The organism is Flavobacterium sp. PL02 (assembly GCF_035013205.1).
Taxonomy (GTDB): domain Bacteria; phylum Bacteroidota; class Bacteroidia; order Flavobacteriales; family Flavobacteriaceae; genus Flavobacterium.
In genome coordinates this window covers 417757-440359 of sequence record NZ_JAYGJP010000003.1, presented here as the reverse complement: position 1 = coordinate 440359, position 22603 = coordinate 417757, and the positions used below count along the sequence as shown (strand labels likewise).

At 33.7% G+C, this 22603-nt stretch carries 16 protein-coding genes; 14 read left to right on the top strand and 2 right to left on the bottom strand.

The genetic code is table 11. The features are described 5' to 3' along the window. From SHI72_RS12865 to SHI72_RS12835, 7 genes are all read left to right on the top strand, one after another. Complete coding sequence (locus tag SHI72_RS12865) at positions 1 to 1068, top strand: efflux RND transporter periplasmic adaptor subunit (protein WP_323490181.1); 1068 nt, start codon at positions 1 to 3, stop codon at positions 1066 to 1068. 93 nt (positions 1069 to 1161) lie between these two features. Continuing rightward, positions 1162 to 4332, top strand: coding sequence for an efflux RND transporter permease subunit (locus SHI72_RS12860; protein WP_039113684.1), 3171 nt, complete (start codon positions 1162 to 1164; stop codon positions 4330 to 4332). A 215-nt stretch (positions 4333 to 4547) separates the two neighbouring features. Then, entirely contained in the window at positions 4548 to 7040 is a 2493-nt protein-coding gene (locus tag SHI72_RS12855; RefSeq protein WP_323490180.1) for a TonB-dependent receptor, read from the top strand. Positions 7041 to 7102: 62 nt separating this feature from the next. Continuing rightward, positions 7103 to 7435: a hypothetical protein gene (locus tag SHI72_RS12850; RefSeq protein ID WP_323490179.1), complete on the top strand. Its 333-nt coding sequence runs from the start codon at positions 7103 to 7105 to the stop codon at positions 7433 to 7435. Between the two features lie 26 nt (positions 7436 to 7461). Continuing rightward, a complete protein-coding gene (locus SHI72_RS12845; RefSeq protein ID WP_323490178.1) occupies positions 7462 to 7764 on the top strand; it encodes a hypothetical protein in 303 nt (100 codons plus the stop codon). A 3-nt stretch (positions 7765 to 7767) separates the two neighbouring features. Further along, on the top strand, positions 7768 to 9315 hold the full coding sequence (locus SHI72_RS12840) for a PepSY-associated TM helix domain-containing protein (RefSeq protein ID WP_323490177.1): 1548 nt from the start codon (positions 7768 to 7770) through the stop codon (positions 9313 to 9315). Positions 9316 to 9608: 293 nt separating this feature from the next. Then, positions 9609 to 10721 carry a PepSY-associated TM helix domain-containing protein gene (locus tag SHI72_RS12835; RefSeq protein WP_323490176.1) on the top strand — a complete coding sequence of 371 codons (1113 nt, stop codon included), beginning with the start codon at positions 9609 to 9611 and terminating at the stop codon, positions 10719 to 10721. Positions 10722 to 10778: 57 nt separating this feature from the next. On the opposite strand, the gene SHI72_RS12830 is transcribed toward SHI72_RS12835, so the two are convergent. Further along, positions 10779 to 11126: a toxin-antitoxin system YwqK family antitoxin gene (locus SHI72_RS12830; RefSeq protein ID WP_035618195.1), complete on the bottom strand. Its 348-nt coding sequence runs from the start codon at positions 11124 to 11126 to the stop codon at positions 10779 to 10781. Positions 11127 to 11302: 176 nt separating this feature from the next. Beyond that, the gene (locus SHI72_RS12825) at positions 11303 to 12295 is read right to left on the bottom strand and encodes a TlpA disulfide reductase family protein (RefSeq protein ID WP_323490175.1); all 993 of its coding nucleotides are present in this window, start codon (positions 12293 to 12295) and stop codon (positions 11303 to 11305) included. A gap of 267 nt (positions 12296 to 12562) precedes the next feature. Here SHI72_RS12825 and SHI72_RS12820 point away from each other — a divergent pair, with 267 nt between their 5' ends. The 7 genes from SHI72_RS12820 to SHI72_RS12790 all read left to right on the top strand — a co-directional run bounded on the left by SHI72_RS12820 (position 12563) and on the right by SHI72_RS12790 (position 22577). Then, positions 12563 to 13009, top strand: coding sequence for a T9SS type A sorting domain-containing protein (locus SHI72_RS12820; protein WP_323490174.1), 447 nt, complete (start codon positions 12563 to 12565; stop codon positions 13007 to 13009). Positions 13010 to 13014: 5 nt separating this feature from the next. After that, complete coding sequence (locus SHI72_RS12815; protein ID WP_323490173.1) at positions 13015 to 19494, top strand: RHS repeat-associated core domain-containing protein; 6480 nt, start codon at positions 13015 to 13017, stop codon at positions 19492 to 19494. Positions 19495 to 19524: 30 nt separating this feature from the next. Then, complete coding sequence (locus SHI72_RS12810) at positions 19525 to 20082, top strand: hypothetical protein (RefSeq protein ID WP_323490172.1); 558 nt, start codon at positions 19525 to 19527, stop codon at positions 20080 to 20082. Between the two features lie 32 nt (positions 20083 to 20114). After that, entirely contained in the window at positions 20115 to 21305 is a 1191-nt protein-coding gene (locus tag SHI72_RS12805) for an RHS repeat-associated core domain-containing protein (RefSeq protein WP_323490261.1), read from the top strand. Positions 21306 to 21311: 6 nt separating this feature from the next. Beyond that, positions 21312 to 21749, top strand: coding sequence for a hypothetical protein (locus SHI72_RS12800; protein ID WP_323490171.1), 438 nt, complete (start codon positions 21312 to 21314; stop codon positions 21747 to 21749). 115 nt (positions 21750 to 21864) lie between these two features. Continuing rightward, complete coding sequence (locus tag SHI72_RS12795) at positions 21865 to 22143, top strand: hypothetical protein (RefSeq protein WP_323490170.1); 279 nt, start codon at positions 21865 to 21867, stop codon at positions 22141 to 22143. Between the two features lie 5 nt (positions 22144 to 22148). Continuing rightward, entirely contained in the window at positions 22149 to 22577 is a 429-nt protein-coding gene (locus SHI72_RS12790) for a hypothetical protein (RefSeq protein WP_323490169.1), read from the top strand. Positions 22578 to 22603: the final 26 nt, after the last annotated feature.

Genomic DNA, 22603 nt, shown 5'->3' with positions numbered 1-22603 from the left:
ATGAAAAAAATAATAATAACAATAGTAGTCATAATTGGTGCATTAGCACTAATTGGTTTCATATTAACGAAGAACGAGACTGAGAATAAAGCCAAAACAGATATTGTTGCAGAAAAAAATGCTGCGGTTTCAGTTAAAGTTTCTTCTGTAAAAACAGAAGAGGTTTCATTAGATTTCGTTGCAAACGGAAACTTTCAACCGATTCAGGAATTGACTTTCTCTGCAGAAAAATCAGGAAAAGTAATTAGTGTTTTAGCTAAAGAAGGTGATTATGTAAAAGTTGGTCAAACACTATTAACAGTAAGAGGTGACGTTATTAATGTAAATGCTCAGGCTGCACAAGCTGCATACCAAAATGCAAAATCTGATTACATTAGATACGAAAATGCTTTTAAAACCGATGGTGTTACTAAACAACAATTAGATCAGGCAAGATTAGCATTGACTAATGCTGAAGCTAACCTAAAACAAGCAAACATTAATGTTGGAGATACTAAAGTAAAAGCGCCAATAAGCGGATTTATTAATAAAAAATATATCGAGCCAGGATCAATCTTAGCTGGAATGCCAGCAACTGCTTTGTTTGATATTGTAAATGTTTCTAAACTAAAACTAGTTGTAACTGTAAATGAAAACCAAGTTGCAAGCTTAAAACTAGGAAACACAATTAACGTAACTGCTAGTGTTTATCCTGATAAAACTTTCACTGGAAAAATCACTTTTATTGCTGCAAAAGCTGACGAATCTTTAAACTTCCCTGTGGAGATTGAAATCACAAATAACCCAAACAACGACCTAAAAGCTGGTATGTACGGAACTGCACATTTTGCGTCAAGCCAACAAAAACAAAACTTGATGGTTGTACCTAGAAATGCTTTCGTAGGAAGTGTAAGTAGTAATGAAATATTTGTGGTTCAAAACGGAATTGCAAAACTAAAAAAAGTAACTGCTGGAAGAATTTTAGGAGATCAAGTAGAAATCATTAATGGATTGTCTGATGGGGAAACTGTAATTACTACAGGTCAAATTAACTTACAAGACGGTAATACTGTAGAAATTATTAAATAATTGTAGGCTATAAGCCGTAAGCAATAGGCTTTAAGCGCAATTTTTAAAAGCGTAAAGCCTACAGCTTACAGCCTAAGGCATAAAAAAAAATATATGAAATTAGCCGAAATATCCATAAAACGTCCGTCGTTAGTAATTGTATTGTTTACAATTCTAACACTTGGTGGATTGTTCAGCTACAGCCAGTTAGGTTATGAGCTGATCCCTAAATTTGAACAAAACGTTATTACTATATCTACCGTTTATCCAGGAGCTTCTCCTAGTGAGGTAGAAAATACGGTGACAAAGAAAATTGAAGATGCGATTGCATCCTTAGAGAATGTTAAGAAAATTGACTCTAAGTCGTATGAAAGTTTATCTATCGTTTCGATTACATTAACATCAAACGCAAAAGTCGATTTCTCTTTAAATGATGCACAGCGTAAAATTAACGCTATCATTAGTGATTTGCCTGATGATGTTAAAACACCAGCTTTAACCAAATTCTCGCTGAGTGATTTACCTATTATGACGCTTGGTGCCAACGGAAAAATGGACGAAGCAGCATTTTATGACTTAATTGATAAAAAAGTTGCTCCTATATTATCTCGTGTACAAGGTGTGGCTCAGGTAAATATTATTGGTGGCTCTGAACGTGAAATCCAGGTAAATCTTGATGCATTAAAAATGCAGGGTTACGGACTTTCTATTCCTCAGGTACAACAAAACATCCTGACTTCAAACTTAGATTTCCCTACAGGAAACATTCAAACTCGTGATCAAAAAATATTAATTCGTTTAGCGGGTAAATATAAAAGTGTTGATGAGTTAAGAAACTTAGTAGTTTCTTCTCAAAACGGAATTCAAGTACGATTAAGTGATATTGCCGATGTTCAGGATACTCAAAAAATAGCTGAGAAAATATCACGTGTAGACCAAAAAAGTGCGATTATTTTACAAATCGTAAAACAATCAGATGCAAATGCGGTTGCAGTAAGTGAGCAATTATTAAAAACAATTACTGTTCTTGAAAACGACTATAAAGCAAATCAGTTAAAACTAGAAGTAGCAAAAGACAGTACTGTCTTTACATTAGAAGCTGCTGACTCTGTAGTTCACGATTTATTGATTGCAGTAGTTCTGGTTGCATTTGTAATGTTGTTCTTCTTGCATAGTATTAGAAACTCATTGATTGTAATGGTTTCGATTCCTGCATCGTTAATTGCTACGTTTATTGGTATTTACTTTATGGGATACACATTAAACTTAATGAGTTTATTAGGATTATCTCTTGTTGTAGGTATTCTTGTGGATGATGCCATTGTGGTATTAGAAAATATTTACCGACACATGGAAATGGGTAAAAGCCGAATCCGTGCTTCGTATGATGGAACTGCAGAAATTGGTGGAACCGTAACATCAATCACATTAGTAATCGTGGTGGTGTTCTTGCCTATCGCAATGAGTTCTGGATTGGTATCTAATATCATTACTCAATTTTGTGTAACTGTAATTATTTCGACATTATTCTCACTTTTAGCATCTTTCACGATTATTCCATGGTTATCATCTCGTTATGGAAAATTAGAACACATAGAAGGAAAGAACCTATTTGGAAGAATCATTCTTGGTTTCGAAAGTTACCTAACACGTTTTACGGATTGGGTTTCTCATTTGTTAACCTGGTGTTTGGATAACTATGGTAAGACTGTTATTCTTGTATTGATATTGTTCTTTGGGTCAATATTTGGTTTAAAACCTTTTATTGGTGGTGAGTTTTTCGCAGCATCAGATAGTGGTGAGTTCTTAGTTCAAATCGAAATGCCAAAAGACGCTTCGCTAGAACAAACTAACTTTATGACTCAAAGAGCTGAAGCTTTCTTAAAAAATGAAGAATATGTTCATAGCCAGATTACAACTGTAGGACAAACCAGTGAAGGTTTTGGAGCATCACAAGCTACTGCTTATAAAGCGGAGATTGATGTAAAAATGATCGAACAAAAAGACCGTAAAGATGATGCATCTGTTTATGCTGCAAAAATCAAACGTAAATTAGAGAAAGTATTAGTTGGAGCAAAAGTTAAAACTGTTCCGGTTGGTATTTTAGGAACTGCTGAAGATGCTACATTAGGATTAATCGTAACTGGACCATCTACAGAAAGTGCTATGGCATTTGCTAAATTAGCTGAAGCAGAATTACGTACTATTCCTGGAACAACTGAGATTAAATTAACGGTTGAAGACGGAAACCCTGAGGTTAATGTTAAGGTAGATCGTGATAAAATGGCTGCATTAGGATTGACACTTCAAACTGTTGGTTTAACCATGCAAACTGCTTTTAGCGGAAACACAGATGGTAAATACAGAGCTGGAGAATATGAGTACGATATCAATATTAGATACAACGCATTCGACAGAAAAAGTATTACTGACGTAAGTAACCTGATTTTCATTAACTCAGCTGGACAACAAATAAAATTGTCTCAATTTGCAGATATTACAGAAGGTTCCGGACCTAGCCAGTTAGAGCGTAGAGACAAATCGGCTTCGGTAACAGTAAAAGGACAAAACGTTGGGGTTCCTTCAGGAACAATTGTTGGAATATGGCAGGAAAAATTAGATAAACTTAAAAAACCAACTGGAGTAAATTATATTTGGGGTGGTGACATGGAGAATCAATCTGAAGGATTTGGTACTTTAGGAATTGCTTTATTAGCCGCTATTATCTTAGTTTACCTTGTAATGGTGAGTTTGTATGACAGTTTCGTTCACCCATTTGTAGTATTATTTGCTATTCCACTTTCGTTTATCGGAGCTTTATTAGCATTAGCATTAACAAATAACTCCTTAAACATCTTTACGATTCTGGGTATTATCATGTTAATTGGTCTGGTGTGTAAGAACGCGATCATGCTTGTCGATTATACCAACCAGCGAAGAGCTGCCGGAGAATCTATCAGAGCGGCATTAATTCAGGCAAATCACGCACGTTTACGTCCTATCTTAATGACAACAATTGCGATGGTATTTGGTATGTTCCCAATTGCATTGGCATCTGGAGCTGGAGCAGAATGGAAAAACGGTTTGGCTTGGGTAATTATCGGAGGATTAATTTCGTCTTTATTCCTGACCTTGATTGTGGTTCCTGTAATCTACCAAATAATGGAAGGTATCGTTAGAAGATTATCTAAAGGAGAAAAAATCGATTACGAAACTGAAATGTTTGCAGATTATACACCAACAGAAGTTAGTGAAGACGGTTTTAACCCAAAACACACACATTAAGACATATAACAATATTATATTTAAAAAAACCTGTTCATTCATTTGAACAGGTTTTTTTATATCTTTTTAACAAATGCAATCGTTTTTTGTTAAAAAACTGCAGAAGGAATAAATTGAAAGTACGTTTTTTGCTTTATTTAGAATAGATAAAAATAATTTGGTTTGTTTGCATTCAACAACTAAATTTGCCCTATCAAAAACAATTCTAAATAATTATGAAATCCAAACTTACAATATCTTTTTTAAGTTTCTGTTTTGCGATGCTACTGAGTACCACGACTTGGGCACAACAAAAAGCTACTATTAAAGGTCAGGTTATTTTAACAAATAACGATACAGCCGACAATATTTCGGTAGTTTTAAAAGGAACCAGAGTAGGAACAGTAACAGATGCTGAAGGGAAATATATCCTAAAGAACATTAAACCTGGAACCTATATTATAAAAGTATCAGTAATAGGTCAAACTACAAAAGAAAAGAAAATAACCGTTAACAGTGGTGACGAATTAATGGAAAACTTTACCATTAGTTCAAGTTCCGAAGAGCTAAGCGAAGTACTTATCAATACTAGGAAAAAAAATCATTACGCTCGTAAAGAAAACCAACAAGTATCAAGATTGCCACTGAAAAATCTTGAAAATCCGCAAGTATATACAACTATTACTGGTGAAGTTCTAAAAGAACAAGTCATAACTACTTTTGATGACGCCTTAAAAAATGCTTCTGGAATCACACAATTGTGGGCTTCAACAGGTCGTGCGGGAGACGGAGCTGGTTATTATTCTTTGAGAGGATTTGCAGTTCAGCCAACAATGGTTAACGGATTACCTGGTTTAACAAACGGAAGCTTGGATCCAGCAAATATTGATAGAATCGAAATAATCAAAGGACCTTCAGGAACATTATTCGGAAGCAGTTTAATTTCATACGGTGGATTAATCAACACAACTACAAAGAAACCTTACAGGACTTTTGGTGGTGAAGTAAATTATACCGTTGGCAGTTATGGTCTAAATCGTGCTACTGTAGATCTTAACACGCCATTAAATGACAAAAAAACACTAAACTTTAGAATCAATTCAGCTTATAACAAACAAAATAGTTTTCAAGATGCTGGATTTAGAGAATCGTTTTTTATTGCACCTTCATTATCATATGAGGTAAACGATAGATTGTCGTTTTTAGTAAACACTGAGTTTATGACTAATGAAAGTACTAATCCTACTATGCTATTTTTAGATAGAACAAGTCCATTAAGAGTTCATAACATTGCTGAATTAAAATATGACAACAACCGTTCCTATACAAGTAATGAACTTACAATGAAAACACCTTCGTATAACTTACAAGGTCAAATGAATTATAAAATTTCTAATCAATGGACATCACAGACTGTTTTTTCAACGAGTTCAGCGAAATCAATAGGAAACTATACTTATTTGTATGAATCAACGAGCAGAAAAGCTTTTGAATCAATCAAAGAAGGAATTGTTCTTGCCAGATCTTTTACTGATCAAGATGCCAGAGATGTCTCTACAGATATTCAACAAAACTTTATTGGTGACTTTAAAATTGGAAAATTAAGAAACAGACTTGTAGTAGGTTTTGATTATTTCAACAGAACTGCCACAGATCATAACTCAGGTTGGTTCGGTAATGGTTTAGTATATATTGGAGATGACTTACAATCTTTCAATAATGTTATTGGTCGCCCTACAAATGGAGATACTGGTGACTTAACAAAAGCCGGATCTGATGCTATTATAGCAAATACTCCAAGAAATGATAACAAAACAAGACAAGAAGTTTATAGTGCTTATTTCTCTGATGTAATTAATTTCACACCTGCTTTATCAGCAATGATTAGTTTACGAGCAGACCGTTTTATAAATGGTGGTGATGTTACTACTAAAGATGATAACTACAATCAAACTGCTTTTTCTCCTAAATTTGGTATCGTTTACCAGCCAATTATAGACAAAGTTTCTGTTTTTGCTAATTATATGGATGGATTTTCTAATGTAGCACCAGGACAAAATCGTAATGCTGGTGTTGTTACTCCTTTAACATTCAATCCAGAACATGCTAATCAATTTGAAGTAGGAACTAAATTAAATCTTTTTAGAGATAAACTATACGCTACTTTTAGCTACTATGACATAAAAGTTACAGATAAAGCTTATGTAATAGAAACTCCATATGTTGACCCAACCGACCCAACTGCTGTAATACCTAATAATCAAGTTTCACATCAAGACGGTGGGCAACGTAATAAAGGTTTTGAAGCAGAACTTATTGCTAACCCAATTACAGGTTTAAACATTCTTTTAGGCTATAGCTACAATGATGCTGTTTTAACCGCAGGTGATCCTGATTTTGTAGGGTTTAGACCAGAAAGTGCAGGACCCCAAAACTTAGCAAACCTTTGGGCTACTTATAAATTTTCTCAGGGATTCTTAAGAGGTCTCGGAGTAGGTTTTGGAGGGAATTACGTTGGAGATAACAAAATCATGAACAGAGCTACTGCAGGAACATTTACAATTCCTGAATACACAGTAATCAACTCATCTATATTTTATACTACGGAGAAATTCAGCGTAACACTAAAATTAAATAACATCACAAACGAAGAAATTTACGATGGTTGGTCTACAATTCATCCAAAAGACCCAAGGACTTTTGCAGCAAGTTTCACTTATAAATTCTAAAAACTCACCAAAAGCATCTTCCTGAAATTTACTTAGGAAGATGCTTTTTTAAATATAAAATCATGATAACAATAGCCAGTCTTTTCGTTTTTATCTCTTTTTATACTTTATACTACACATCAAAAAGAGCCGTACTATCTTATAATTTTGGTTATCAAAAATGGATGCAGAAAAATCCAAAACAAACCAAAATTACGGGATTATGTTTACTTCTCGTAGCCTATTCATTATGGCTATTAACCGCTGCATTGGGTTCGGCAACTTTATTCTTTTTTATACAATTAATGACTATTGGTAGTTTGGTTATCATATTAACTCCCTTAAAAGTTATTAATAACATCGGAATCATAATTCTATTTGCTACCGCTGGACTATTAGAATTTTACTATTACTAAATCAACCATTTGCTTATCTTAAAAATATGCCTGCAAACCCTAAATATTTAACCCAATCCGGATGGCAACGTTTTGCCAAAATAACAGCAGCAATACTTGGTGGTTATTTCGTTTCGGTAAGTTTTCATCTTGCACTAGCTTCATGGGTTAGTCATGTTAATGTTATCATGACAATGGCTTTTAGCGGATTCATACTTTGGGTTGTTTTAATGGTTGTTGCTTTTTTAGCAAAAAACGGCTGGAAAATCTGGGGTATTTATCTTTTACTAACCTTAATTTTTTGCGGTATTATATACCTCGGACAAACCTATAACCCTATCACTAGATAATTTATGAATAACAGGAACTATAATATCTATTTCCATACACATACAGTAAGTGGCATCGTAATAAGTGTCGTGTTATTTGTTATTTTCTTTGCTGGATCTTTTTCGTTTTTTAGAGATGAAATCATCAATTGGGAACGAAGTGAATCTGTAGCAATTACAAAGGAAATTCAATTAGACTACGATAAAGCGTTAAAGAACTTAGATAAAGAATATACCTTACACGGAAGAAACATATCTATTTCTAAAAACAGTGCCGAAAGAAGAGTAAATATATATCTTGAAGGCACTAAAGACACTTTGGCTGCAGCCAAATTAAAAGAAAGCTCATTTTTTTATTTAGATACCAAAAACTTCAAAACCCATACTTACGAAGACTCCTATTCATTAGGTGAGTTTTTATACCGACTTCATTTTCTTGCGCAAGTTCGTTACCCAATAGGATATTATCTATCGGGATTTGTAGCATTATTTTTTCTATTTGCAATCGTAACCGGTGTTTTACTGCATTGGAATAAAATCATTTCTAACTTTTATATATTTAGACCAAAGGAAAAACTAAAAACATTATGGACCGATGCACACACATCGTTAGGAATGCTAGGTCTGCCCTTTCAATTTGTATATGCAGTTACTGGTGCATTCTTCATGATTAAATTATTAATCGTTGCCCCAAGTGTAATGGCGCTTTATAAAGGAGATCAGGACAAACTATATAAAGATCTAGAATACACAGATCCAGAATATAAATTTGACAATAAAAAATTGGCAACCCCATTTAGTATTGATGAATTGGTGACTAAAACTAAAAGTAACTGGAATGACTTTGAAATAACTCGTGTTTATATCCAAAATTATGGCGATGCCAATATGCATGTTTTGGTAGAAGGCGAAATGAAGTATGACAAAAAATTCACCGGAATCGGGAAAGTAGTCTATAAGGTTGCCGATGGTAAAGTCGTTGCCAAAAAAGATCCAATTACCCAAACAAGCTATCTCGATGTTGTGAAGAATGTTTTATACAGAATTCACTTTGGTGATTATGGAGGATATGCACTCAAAATAATAAGTTTTGTTCTTGGTATTATTACTTGCTTTGTAATTATATCTGGTGTTATGATTTGGCTTGTTGCAAGAGATAAGAAAAACATGCCCGAGAAGAAACGTCGTTTTAACGAAGGTGTTGTACGAATCTATTTAGCAATATGCCTAAGCATGTATCCTATTACAGCTTTAGCTTTTATAGCAACCAAAGTTTTTTACCCTTTGGGTCAATCAAACATTTATAGTATCTATTTTATAGGCTGGTTGTTATTAGCCATCTTTTTCATTCTAAAAAAGAACAATGCATTTACAAATAAGTTCTCCTTATTATCTGGAAGCATTTTAGGATTCCTTATTCCTGTTGCAAACGGAATTTGTACTGGAAATTGGTTCTGGAAAACATTTGCTCAAAATGAAATTCAGATATTCTTTATCGATGTGTTCTGGATAGTTCTTGCTTCGATTACACTTTATATTTCATTTCGTTTAAACAAAAAAGAAAACAATTAGGCAGATTGCTTACAAAGTACGCGGATAATACAGATTTACTAAAGTAAAGACGCGGATAAAAACGGATTTTTTAAAGCAATACAAAAAATCCGTTTTTATCCGCGTTTTCGCGTAAGCGAATCCGTTTAATCCGCGTTCCATTTTTTTAGACAATGCTTATTTCAGGACAAAACAAGGACAGGCATCCAAAATAAATCGATATAATTTGTGGGTTATACATTTAGAATCTACTTTTGCCTATTGCTAACAATTCTAAATAAAAGATACAATGCTGTCTTTTCGCAAATTGAAATATGGGTTTTAAGAAAAAAATACGCTTTATACACAAATGGCTCGGATTAACTTCTGGACTTATTGTTTTTATTGTAAGCATTACAGGTTGTATCTTTTGTTTTCACGATGAGATAAAAGATATTACTCGTAAAGAATGGCGTATGGTTGAGCCACAAAACAAACCGTTCATTTTACCTTCGGTTTTACAGGAAAAAGCCAAAGAGATACTTCCTAACTATAAATCGAGCATGGTTTCCTTTTACGGAAAAGACCGCTCAGCGATTGTTTACACCTATTCCGACACCGAGAACTTATACCTTTATTTTAATCCATATACAGGAGAATACCTAAAAACAGAAAATCCCGAAACTGACTTTTTCATCATCGTCGAATACATTCATTTGTACTTACTCCTACCCGATTATATAGGAAAACATATCATTGGCGGTGCGACTATTATTTTTATACTCCTATTAATTACAGGAATAATCCAATGGTGGCCTAAACGAAAAAGCGACATCAAACGTAGCTTAAGTGTAAAATGGTCTGCCAAATGGCGCCGTGTGAATTATGACTGGCATAATACGTCTGGTTTTTACATTTCTATAATCATTGCAATAATTGCAATAACAGGTTTAACCTTTACTTACGAATGGGTTGGCGATGGAATTTATAAAACTTTCAACTTTGGTGGCGATAAAGCTTTAGAAACTAAAGCTCCAGTTGTCGACACCACAAAGTTTGATTATAATACATCTGCAGCCATAGATCGTGCTTTAGTACAGACTATGATAAAAAACCCAGAAGCAGAAATGTTTTATGTAATGATTCCACAACAAAAGGGAGATGTTATAAATACTGGTGCCTATCCTCATTCTTTACGATATGACCATCAAAGCAATTATTACTTCCATCCTTATGATGGCGAATTGATACAGAGCGACCCTTTTGAGAAAAAGAGTTTAGGTTTGCAAGTGGTCGAAATGAATTATGGTATCCATACAGGACAGATTCTGGATTTACCAGGAAAAATAATCGCTTTTATCGCTAGTTTAATAGCAGCATCATTACCCGTAACAGGATTTATCATCTGGTACGGAAGGAATAAGAAAAGTAAATCATCAAAAAAATAAGCACAAAAAAAAGGTTGTTCAAAATTTGAACAACCTTTCTTGGTTTTATAATTAGTCTTAGTTTCTGTTTGCAAGTGCGTCTTGTTTCCAGTTTTTAACTGATGCTACACGACTATCAGAATAATCTACTTCACTAAGATTAGATCCATTCCAGAAAAACCATTTACCTGTTTTTTCACCGTTCGCGTACAATCCTGTAGATTTTTTATTTCCATTTTCATCAAATGCAACCCAGACACCATCTAATTTACCGTCTTTAAAAAAACCTTCTTGTTGAACTTTACCATTCTCATAGTAATAAGTAGCTTTTACTTTTTGTCCAACAGCTTCTAATACTGGCTTAGTTTCTTGTGCAACTAAAATTCCAGAGAACAATATTGCAACTAAAATCACACACTTTTTCATATCTTTAGTTATTAATGTTTTAAAATCTATAAACAAATATAACTAATACTTTACATTAAAAAAACTTTTACTTAACAATTTGGTAACATTGAGTAAAAACTTAACATTGGAAATTAAAAGTGTGTCTAAAAGCAATACTTATCAATGTATCAGCACATTACAAATTAATAAGATTTTTAATTCAATAATTTATCTAGCTCAACATAAAGATCAGGCGAAGAAGGCCTTTGCGCATCAGCATTTATAACATTTCCTTTTGGATCAAGCAAGATAAATCTAGGAATTCCATTTACACCATAATTTACCACAAATTCAGATTCCCAATCTTTATCTGCAAATAATTGTATCCCTCCTAATTTTTTATCATTTACAAACTTTTTCCATTTTTCGTGATCTTTAACCTTATCAATAGAAATACTTACGAATTCAATATTCTTACCATGATATTTTTCTTCTGCTTTTTGCAAGAAAGGAATTTCTGCTCTACAAGGTCCGCACCAAGTTGCCCAAAGATCGATATAAACATATTTTCCTTTTAAATCAGAAAGCTTTGTTTTACCACCTTTATAATTTTCATAATCAAAAAGAGGAGAAGGTTTTCCATTCAGTTTTTTAGTCTTAGCAGCATTTTCATAAGCTTCCTGTGCATAAGCATGTGATTTTTCTAATGATTTTTTTACCGCTTCTTTAAATTCAGGATCAAAATCGCCTTTCTCAATATTTGCTAAATCAGCTTTCTTCTTTGCTTCCAAAAGATTTGCAAACTCTAAAGCTTCTTTTGCGAAAGCTTCTTCCTGAAATTTCTCATCTGCCAATGCCGATTGAGCCAAAAAGTTGCTTTCGTTTGTTCCTTTACCTTTATAAACAATCGTTTCGTCAAATAATTTAGCATCCATTATCAAGTTAATATCCGAACCCGGTTTTAAATAAAGACTTGATGCCTCAGTTCCATCGCTAAATTGATAAAATCCTTTAGGAGCATCAAATGTTGCTGCAAAAACTTCTTTCTTATCTATCGGTATAACTTGCTTAAAGTTATTTTTTCCTCTAATAACAAGCGTATCGCTGTTTCTGTTAGAGATTTTTGCTGTAAATTTTATCTTGCTTTCACTGTTCTGTGCAAAGGTTACCCCAACAGAAAACAGCAACAAAAAGGTCATTTTTTTCATAATATAATTAATAAGTTCAGGTAAAAATAATCATTTCTATAATTCAAATTACCATGGTCAAAACGTTTGGCAAAAAAATGCACTTATATAATTCAGCACTTTTACTATAACAGCATTCTTATTATTATAGCAAAATCGCCTCCCCTTAAATAGAATGAATATAAAATAGCGCTTATTTTATTTATTTAACAAAATAATAATATTCTTACATAATATTTTATAAATTAGACAATTGTAAGTTATTAATTATAATTTAATAAAATAAATATGAGAAAATTCATTATTATTATAATTTTAGGTGTTTCGATAACAGCAAAGGCACAACAAAAACTCACATTTAGTTATGATAATGCTGGTAATCAAATAAGTCGTGTATTGTGCATTAATTGCCAATCTAAACCTTCTAATGAAATAAAAGAAATTGAAGCCTTGGTCGAAGATGATTTATTAAAATTCTCTTCAGAAGACTTTATTTCCTACTACCCTAATCCAGTGAAAGAAGAATTATATCTCAAATGGGAGCTCGCAAATGACAATACCGTTTCGTCAATTCAGGTTTATGCTATGAACGGACAACTCCTAAAAACCTTTTTCAAGACAGAAAATATAAACACTCAAAATATAGCATTCCAGGATTACCCTGCCGGAGTATATATGGTGGCATTGATTTATACCAGTGGAGAACAAAAAACAATTAAGATAATTAAACAATAGTAGCTATGAAGAAATTATACTTTACTCTTGCGTTTCTCGGATTTACTCTGTTTACAGTAGCACAAACCCCTACAGGTAATTCTACCGAAGTTGGAATAACTGAAGGTGAATTAGCAGTTTCATTATCTGGAGGGGCTACTTATGCAATTCCTATTGCAGTCCCGCCTGGAATCAATGGTGTTGTACCACAAATAAGCTTAGTTTATAATAGTCAAGCAGGAAACGGAATGGCTGGTTATGGCTGGAATGTCTCGGGAGTATCTTCTATAACAAGAATTCCAGCAACACTGTTCCATGACTCTGCAGCTGGTGCTGTTGACCTAACTCCCACAGATCGTTTTGCACTCGATGGGCAACGCCTATTGATAAAAAGTGGAACTTCTGGTGTTTATGGAGCAGATGGAACTGTTTATGAAACTGAGAACTCCTCAAATCTAAAAATTACATCTAAAGGCACCAATCCCAATGGAGCCAAGTACGGTCCAGCATATTTTATTGTGGATTATCCAGATGGCTCGAGCGCATATTATGGAATTTACTCAAATTCTAGCTCTTTAACAGAATGGGGCTTAGAGTTCAAAATTAGTCCTCAGGGATTAAGAATAAACTATACCTACACATTTTCCAATAATCTCTTAAATATAGCATCAATTCAATATGGAGATAGGAATGCAATAAATCAGATACAGTTTATTTATAAGACAAGACAGAGACCAGAGCAAAGCTATGTAGGAGGAAAAATCTTTATTAATGATAAAATACTTAGTGAGATAAAAGTAACAACTAATAACGGTGTCGGTTTTAGAAATTATAAATTAGAACATGATAGTACCTCATTAGATTATGATCGATTGACTAGTATAACCGAAAAAAGTGGGGATAATAGTAAAAGTTACAATCCCACGAGGTTTGACTATGAAGATAAAAACATAACATCAGATCCTATAACCTCCAGTTCAACCACTTCTACTTTAGGTCTCGAAGGGATCAATTATCAAACTTCGGCTATCATTTCAGGAGATTTTGATGGAGACGGAAAAATGGACTTTGCATTATATCCAACCGGACTTACTACAAAAAAGAAATTCTGGCTGTTTACAAATCTTAAAAGCGGCTCCTTTAATTCTCCTAGTACTGTAGAATCAGGAGAGTTTGAAGAGATTTTTGCTGCTACTTATTTAAGTGATTCTAAAAAAATGATGCCTGCTCAAGGAATAACACTAGTGCAAAAGGCGTCAGGGTATTCACCAATAGTAAACTTTAATGTATACAGAAATAGTGTTTATGGTGTAGGTATTGATTATAGCAAACAAGTTGATTTTCCTGCACGAGAAAAATGTAGCGACCTAACAACAGTTAAAGCTAAAAAATACCTAAGCGGTGATTTTAATGGAGATGGTTTAACAGATGTTATCACTATAGATACACCTATTTGGAATTCATGTGGCCAATCATCCGTTGGTAAAGCCTATTTTATTGACTTAGATAGAAGAATACGCTATGGATTTTGGAATGAAGCAGGGACAATAATAGATTTTAAAGCCGAAGACAAGCTAGAAGCTTTTGATGTAAATGGAGACGGAAAAACAGAAATTCTTCATTTTAAAAAAGGAAGTGTAACCGTTTATGCATTAGATAAAAATAAGCAACTAATTCTTTTATGGAAAACAGTAGATGCAGATATTGCTACAAATCTATCAATACTTCCAGGTGATTACAATGGAGATGGCAAAATGGATTTTATTATTCCAAAAGCAGTGAGCTTATATCCCGATGCAGATAACTATGCCAAATTCCTATCTACAGGTACTGGCTTTGTTAAAAGCAGCCAAATGTATCCATTCCGCAATTCAGGAATCAATATTACACCAGGAAGCCAAGGGGGTGTTAATATTAGTAATTTAATTCCGTTAGATTTTAATGGGGATGGAAAAACCGACATGGTACACTTTAGATCCGCTTATGGTAATGTCTATGATGGAGGCAGAATTACAATAACAACCTACCGCAACAAAGGTACATCAGGCTTTAGTCTTACTAAAGAATTTGACACCAATATTTCAAAAAACATAAGAAGCTATCCTATTCCTATCTTTTTATCTCCCAACAAAAATAATCAATACTTAGAAGTTGCTGCAATTTCTGACAATTCAATTTATAGCTTTAATTTACAGAAAGATTATAGCAAAGAAACCCTTGTAAGTGCAATTACGACAGGCAATGGAGTTAAGGAATCTATTACCTATAGCCCTTTGCAGCAAGATCCTTATGAGCCTTTTTACACACCTAAAGAATTTACAGAAACGTATCCTAATATAGATATAGTTACAGCTCCGCACTTTAAAATAGTTACAAAACTGGAAAAGAAAAGTGCAACAACCTATAAAAAGCAATTATTTAATTATTACGGAATTGTTCTTAATGTTCAGGGACTAGGGTTTATGGGATTTAGAGCTACAATGAGAACCAATTGGCATGACGACAAAACAGCCTTGATATCTTATCTTTCTAAGAACGACATAAGCCTAAGAGGAGCCAATATCGAAAATTATTCAGTATTAGGCTATGTATCAACCGATGCAACACCAACAACCTATATTACAAAATCGGTTTTGGGTTATGGTAACTATATATCAAGCAATAAAGTTTTTACACTTAATAACACCAGTATAATTGAATATAGTGGTTTAGATAATTCGAGGGTAGAAACTCAAAAAACATATAGTTTTGAAGGCTATGAGAATCTTATCGCAACCACAGTTCATCATTATGAAGGAAGTACTCGAATTGGCAACATTAATACTGAGATTACATACGAAAATAGTCCTACAGGATCTGGTTCCAATTATTATATAGGAAGACCGATTAAGAAGATTGAAACTGGAGTTAATCCATTTCAAAATGACGAAACATATACGTACACCAATAATCTCTTAACAAAAATCACTAAAAAACTTAATTATTCCTATCCCAATACTATTGTTGAAGAAAATATATATGATTCTTCTGGAAATATTATAAGAAAACAGATAAAAGCCAATGCATTTTCTAGACAAACAAATTATTCCTATGACCCTACTGGTAGGTTTTTAATTGAGAGCACAGATGTTGAGGGATTAGCTACAACATACACATATAACTCGAATGGTACATTAAAATCTGAGACCAATCCTTATGGGTTAACAACCTCTTATGAATATGATTCGTGGTTTAAGAAAATAAAAACAACCGATTATCTTGGTAAGAGTAATAAATACATATATAGTCGTAGTGGCGAAAAAACAATTGTTACCACTACAGGAGATGATGGTAGTAGTACTGTAGAAACATTTGACGATTTAGGCAGGAAAGAGAGAGTGAGTGTTAAAAACATAATGGGAACGTTCACAAATGTTGATTATCTATATGACATCTATAACCGAAACTACAAAACGAGCGAGCCTTATATAGGAACGAGCCCTACACAGTGGAACTCGAGCCAATATGACAATTATGGCAGAGTAATCCAGAATAACTCGTTTACAGGAAAAACAACAAATATTTCCTATTCAGGACTTAGCACTACAGTAAATGATGGTACCAAAACAAAAACCACCACAAAAAATGCCATAGGACATGTAACCTCGGTAAAAGAAACTCCTGGTGGAACCATTAGTTATGAATACTTTACTAATGGGCAGTTAAAAGAATCCAACTACGATGGAGTAAAAACTACTATTTCACTAGATCGCTTTGGAAGAAAAGAAAAAATAACCGATCCTTCAGCTGGGGTATATACCTATCAATATAATGATCTGGGAGAAATAACCCAAGAAACCACCCCAAACGGAACGACAACCTATACACTTGATAATAATGGTAAACTAACTCAAAAGACGATTGTAGGAACCAATACAAATTCAAAAACAACCTACACCTACGACCCTACAACCAAACTATTGGTTATTAATAAATTTGAAGATTTAGTTAACGGAAAAAACACTATTACAACTGCCTATACCTATGATAATTACAAAAGAATTAATAAAACAGTCGAGACAAATAGCCTTGGTCCAGTTTTTACAAAAAATGTAACTTATGATGCATTTGGCAGGCTCGAAAATGAAACGTCAACCGCAGCGCTTTTAGGAAAAACAAGTGCCAAAACTATAAAAAACACCTATAAAAATGGATTGCATTGGCAAATGCTTGATAACGCAACCGTGTTATGGCAAACCAATACCGTAAATGCAAGAGGACAACTCCTCACTGCTAACATGAATAGTGGCATTATTGGCATTACCAACGCTTACGATATTTATGGTTATGCTACGCAAATTAAGTATGATAGAATAAATTCAAGTCCCTGGACCATAATGACGCTCTATACGGTATTCGATCCTAAAAGAGGTAATTTAACCCGTCGTACTAATAGTTCATTAGCTTGGAGCGAAAGTTTTAAATACGATAGTTTAGACCGTTTAATTGAATTTACAAACTCACAAGGAAAACAAGAAACTCAAACCTATGATGATAGAGGTAGGATTACAAAAAACAATTTAGGGACTTATGATTATGCCAAAACCGATAAACCATATCAAAATACCTCAATTACTGTTACCGCAGATGCATTAAATTACTACTCTAATAGAGGAGAAGGAGGAGGAGTCAGCGAAAGCAATGAGGTAGTTTATAATGATGATATGGAGGCAGGAACTGGATGGGGAGCGGTAAAACATCCTAATACTAATTTTTACAGTTATAGTGTGGGAGGGGCTCATGGAGGACAAAAATCATTAAAATTAACCAATACCAATACCTCCACCATCAAACAATATGTAAACTCTGATAAATGGATTGATATAAATAATGCAGTTGCAACAGAATATACTTTTTCAGCTTGGGTTTTTACAAAAACTTCTCAAGGTGAGGTGTTATTAATTATGAAAAAGGAGGCCGAAACAACCTACGCCACTCGTACTGAAAACATAGTAACAACCTCTGCATCCTATAACAAATGGGTACAGATAACCAAAACAGTTTTAATACCTGCCAACATCAGAAAACTAAATATTCGTTTAGATCACAATGGTCAAGGAGATATATGGTTTGATGACGTTCAAATAACTAAAAAAGGGAGTGCTACGATTAATAAAAAGGAACTTAATATTAGCTACAATACCTTTAAAAGCCCTGTGCAAATCGAAGAGATTGGCGTAGACAAACTCAGTTTTGTTTATAATGATAGTAACGACAGGAGTGTTATGTATTATGGAGGCCTGCAAGTCGATAAACTACAAAGGCCATTACGAAAATACTATTCTGCTGATGGCAGCATGGAGATAAAACAAAATACAGTAACAGGCATTCTTGATTTTGTTAGTTATATCGGTGGCGATGGCTACAGTGCTCCCCTAGCCCTTAAAAGCAACGGCACAACTCAAAATTATTTATATTTACATAGGGATTATCAAGGATCAATACTTCTCATAACCGATCAGACTGCGACAGTACTAGAAAAACGTCTTTTTGATGCTTGGGGCAATATTGTTAAAGTCGAGAATGGATCAGGCATAATATTAAAAGGTTTGACACTGCTGGACCGAGGGTATACAGGCCATGAGCACTTACAAAGTGTAGGACTGGTAAACATGAATGGACGTTTATACGATGCTAAATTACACCGTTTCTTGCAACCCGATAATTATGTACAGGACCCGAGTAATACTCAAAATTTTAACCGTTATGGGTATTGCTGGAATAATCCATTAAAATATACTGACCCTAGTGGGGAAATTATACCATTAGTGGTTGGAGTTGCAATTATTGTGGTGTCAGCAACTATAAATGTCTATAATAATTGGTCAGATATTACAGGAGGAACTGGTAAGTTTTCTGATATAAAATGGGGAAAATTCGCAGGATATACAGCATCAGGAGCTATTTCTGGAGCTTTAACTGCATATGGAGGACCCTATGGAGTTGTTTGGGCAGGTGGAGCTCAAAGCTATTTGAATTCAGCAACACGTGGCGAAGACCTTGGAACAATGGCCCGGAATACTGTTGGAGGATTAATAGGTGGAATTGCATCTTATGGAATAGGATTAAATTTTGATTCTACCTTTACTAATGGCTTAATTGGAGGAAATAATATTTATAATTCAGCAATCACAGCAACCACTAGAGAAATAGCATCTAATTTTGTAGGCACTTTTTCTAGTAATTATTGGAATACAAAAGGAGATTTTGATTATAGTTTAAAAACTGCTTTAGATCCCATTTCATTAGGAATGTCTGCAGTTGGAGGTGGATTAACAGGAGCATTAGGATATAAAACTCAAAGTGGTGATATACCCTATTCCCCGCCAATTTTGAAAAATAATTTAGAACTTCGTATTATGCCATATTATATCCCAAATCCATCAATTGTAATTCCTAACATCCCATTGCCACCAAGAACAGTTGTACCTCCATCATTCTATACTCCAAAGGTAATACCAAAATAAAAAAATAGATAATAACAGAAAAACAAAAAAATGAAAGATTTTTTTAATTTACAAAACAATACAAAGCTTTTCATTCTAGCACTTCTATTAGCACTAATTTATGCCTTTTATTATTTGATAAAAAATAATAAAACTATGGAATTACAACTTAAGATAATTGTAATCTTATTAATTATGGGGTTTGTCTTTGGTATATATAACAGCTTTAAAGAGAACAATAACTTTAGTCTTTTATTAAATAATTTTTCTCTTACCGAAGGCAAAATAAATCAATACTTTGTTCCAAATTTAAAAGGAGGATTGCCATCCAGAGGTATTTCATCTAGTACCAATTCTATAAAATATAACTATTATGTGAATAAAAAGTGTTTTAAAAACGGATATGATTTTAATAATTATGTAGAAATCCCTGATAAAATCCCTGATTTAAACATTACATATTTAGTCATTTATGAAAAAACAGACCCTGAAAATAGTTTTATTTTTTTAAATTATCCTATAAAAAACAGTGATGACCTAGAAAAATATAAAAAATTATTTCAGAACAAAATACCTAAAGATGCTTTTAAATTTAACGTACAGGAGTAAGATTATTTACACAGGGATTTTATCAAGGATCGATACTTGCCATAACCAATCAGGCTGGAGCCATACAAGAAAAGCGTCTTTTTGATGCCTGGGGAGCTATTATAAAAGTCCAGACTGGATCAAGCGCAGCATTAACTGGTTTAACACTACTAGATCGAGGCTATACAGGTCATGAGCACTTACAAAATGTAGGACTTGTAAACATGAATGGGCGTTTATACGATGCTAAGTTGCACCGTTTCTTACAACGCGATAACTATGTACAGGACCCTAGTAATACTCAAAATTTTAACCGCTATGCATACGTACTTAATAACCCTTTAAGGTACACCGATCCTAGTGGAGAAAACTGGTTGGATAAAAATTGGAAATCAGTAGTTACAGCAGCAGCAGCTACCGCCGCCGTAATTGTAGCCTCGATGGGTACAGCAACGCCTTTAGTCGTAGCAGCATGGGCAAGAGCTGGTGCAGGCTTTGTAAGTGAATCATTGGCCACTGCACTAAATGGAGAAAGTCTAGGAGAATCCTTAACCGCTGGAGTTCTTGGTGGAGCCATGGGCGCAACTTTTGCAGTCGCTGGTGCATATATGAGTGGTGTTATAGGAGCTGTAGGTATTATACCAGGAATGCTCTCAGGAGGAGCTACCTCTACAACACTTGGAGCATTAGCCAATATAATGACAGGTAAGGACTGGGATGACAATATAGGTTTTAATGCCACTATGGGAGCTTTAGGTGGTGGATACGCAGGTTTTTCTGCAGCCAGAGCCAGTGGTTCATGTATTTGGTTTGGCACAGCAGCAAAACCACCTACTACTGTTATTGCAGGGAATATTAATGCTGCGACCAAAGAAGCTCAAATAGCTTATGATAAATCGGTTAGAAGTCAGGCTGAGCCAACTGGGATGGGAAATACTACCCAAATGTCAACATCCGATTTATCACCTACTCACTTTATAACAAAATCTAAAACACAAATGATGAATTTAGTCGATGATATTAAAATAAATGGAATTCAAGAACCTATTTCATTTACTAAAGCAAATGGATTATATAATATTGTAGACGGACATCATCGTTATTATGCTGCTAAAAGCCTAGGAATCAAAAACATTCCAGCTATTGAAGTTCAACTTCCCTTTAGAGGTTATCAAAATAATAATAGTTTAATTTTGGAAGGAAAACAACCAGGTTGGTGGAAATATTTTAATCCTAATAAATAATTTATTATGTCTTTAAACCAAGTAAATTTCTTTGTACTACCAGAATATTACTTAGATAATACAATAACACATGTTGATTCTGAATTAGATGGAGAAGTTTTTTTTGATGATGAATTAATTTGGAATAAGTATAAAAAGCACTATTCCATGTTCAATTCAATAAATGATATACTGCCGCTGAATATTTCATGGTCAAAAAATATAATATTGTTCGGAGATGAGACTTCTAATCGATTAGAAGTCTTATTTAATGAAAATGGAACAATATTATCTGTTAGTTTTAGAATTGATGTAACATCCAATTATGAAATTATTTTAATACGCTTATTAGATTTTTATAAATCAAATAATTTAGTCGTTATAGATGAAGAACTAAATTTATTAGAATTAAAATTAAACTCGTTTGAAAAAATTATTAGAAATTCTAATCGTTTTAATTTGTAAAGAAACTGCATCATGTTGGAATTATGACTGAATCGCAGAATCTACAATTCCTATATCAAAACTTGGACAATGGGCAGGTTGGTTAGGTAGAAACTCTTTTCATCTCGGGCTTCTTATGGATGGTATTGGTGTAAGGAATTACATGAACGATCCAAATTCTCTAAATGCTGTTCATCCAGCAAAAGCAGGATTAAATACGACTATGGGAGCTATGGGAACCTATGGAGGTACTTTGATGGCCATCCCTTCCACACTTTATTTCGGCATAGATCTTTTTTACACAAAATCAGGAGGAGGTTGGATAGGATTAGGAATAGATCAAGAAAGATTATACCGAGAAAATAAAGCAATAAATCCAAATTATCAAGCCTTTCCAGGGGCATTGAAACAATAGTTGTTATGAAATTTATCAAAAAAAGTTATTATTATTTTTTCTATAAAATATACCGTTCTATAGAATATACTTCAAAATTATCTGGAGGTAAATTTCTTACATTCTATAAAACAGGCCTTGTTATGCTTGCTTTAGAAGCATGGATATTCTTTTCATTATTAGCATATTACAAAATTTACACAAAAATAAGCATACAACTTTTGATTTCAATGCCTATTATCTATATACCTGCCATCATAATTTATGCGTTTAATTATTTCACATTAGACTATAAAGATAATTGGAGACAATTTAATGCAGAATTTGCAAATTATTCTAAGAGAAAGAATCGAATTGGAGGTTGGATTGTATTTGGAATAATCTTGATAATAGTAAGTAATTTAATATACTCATTTTATTTAATGAGCCAGATAGATTGGAGCCAATATCGTTAAAATAGTCCCTCCGCTCCCGCACGAAA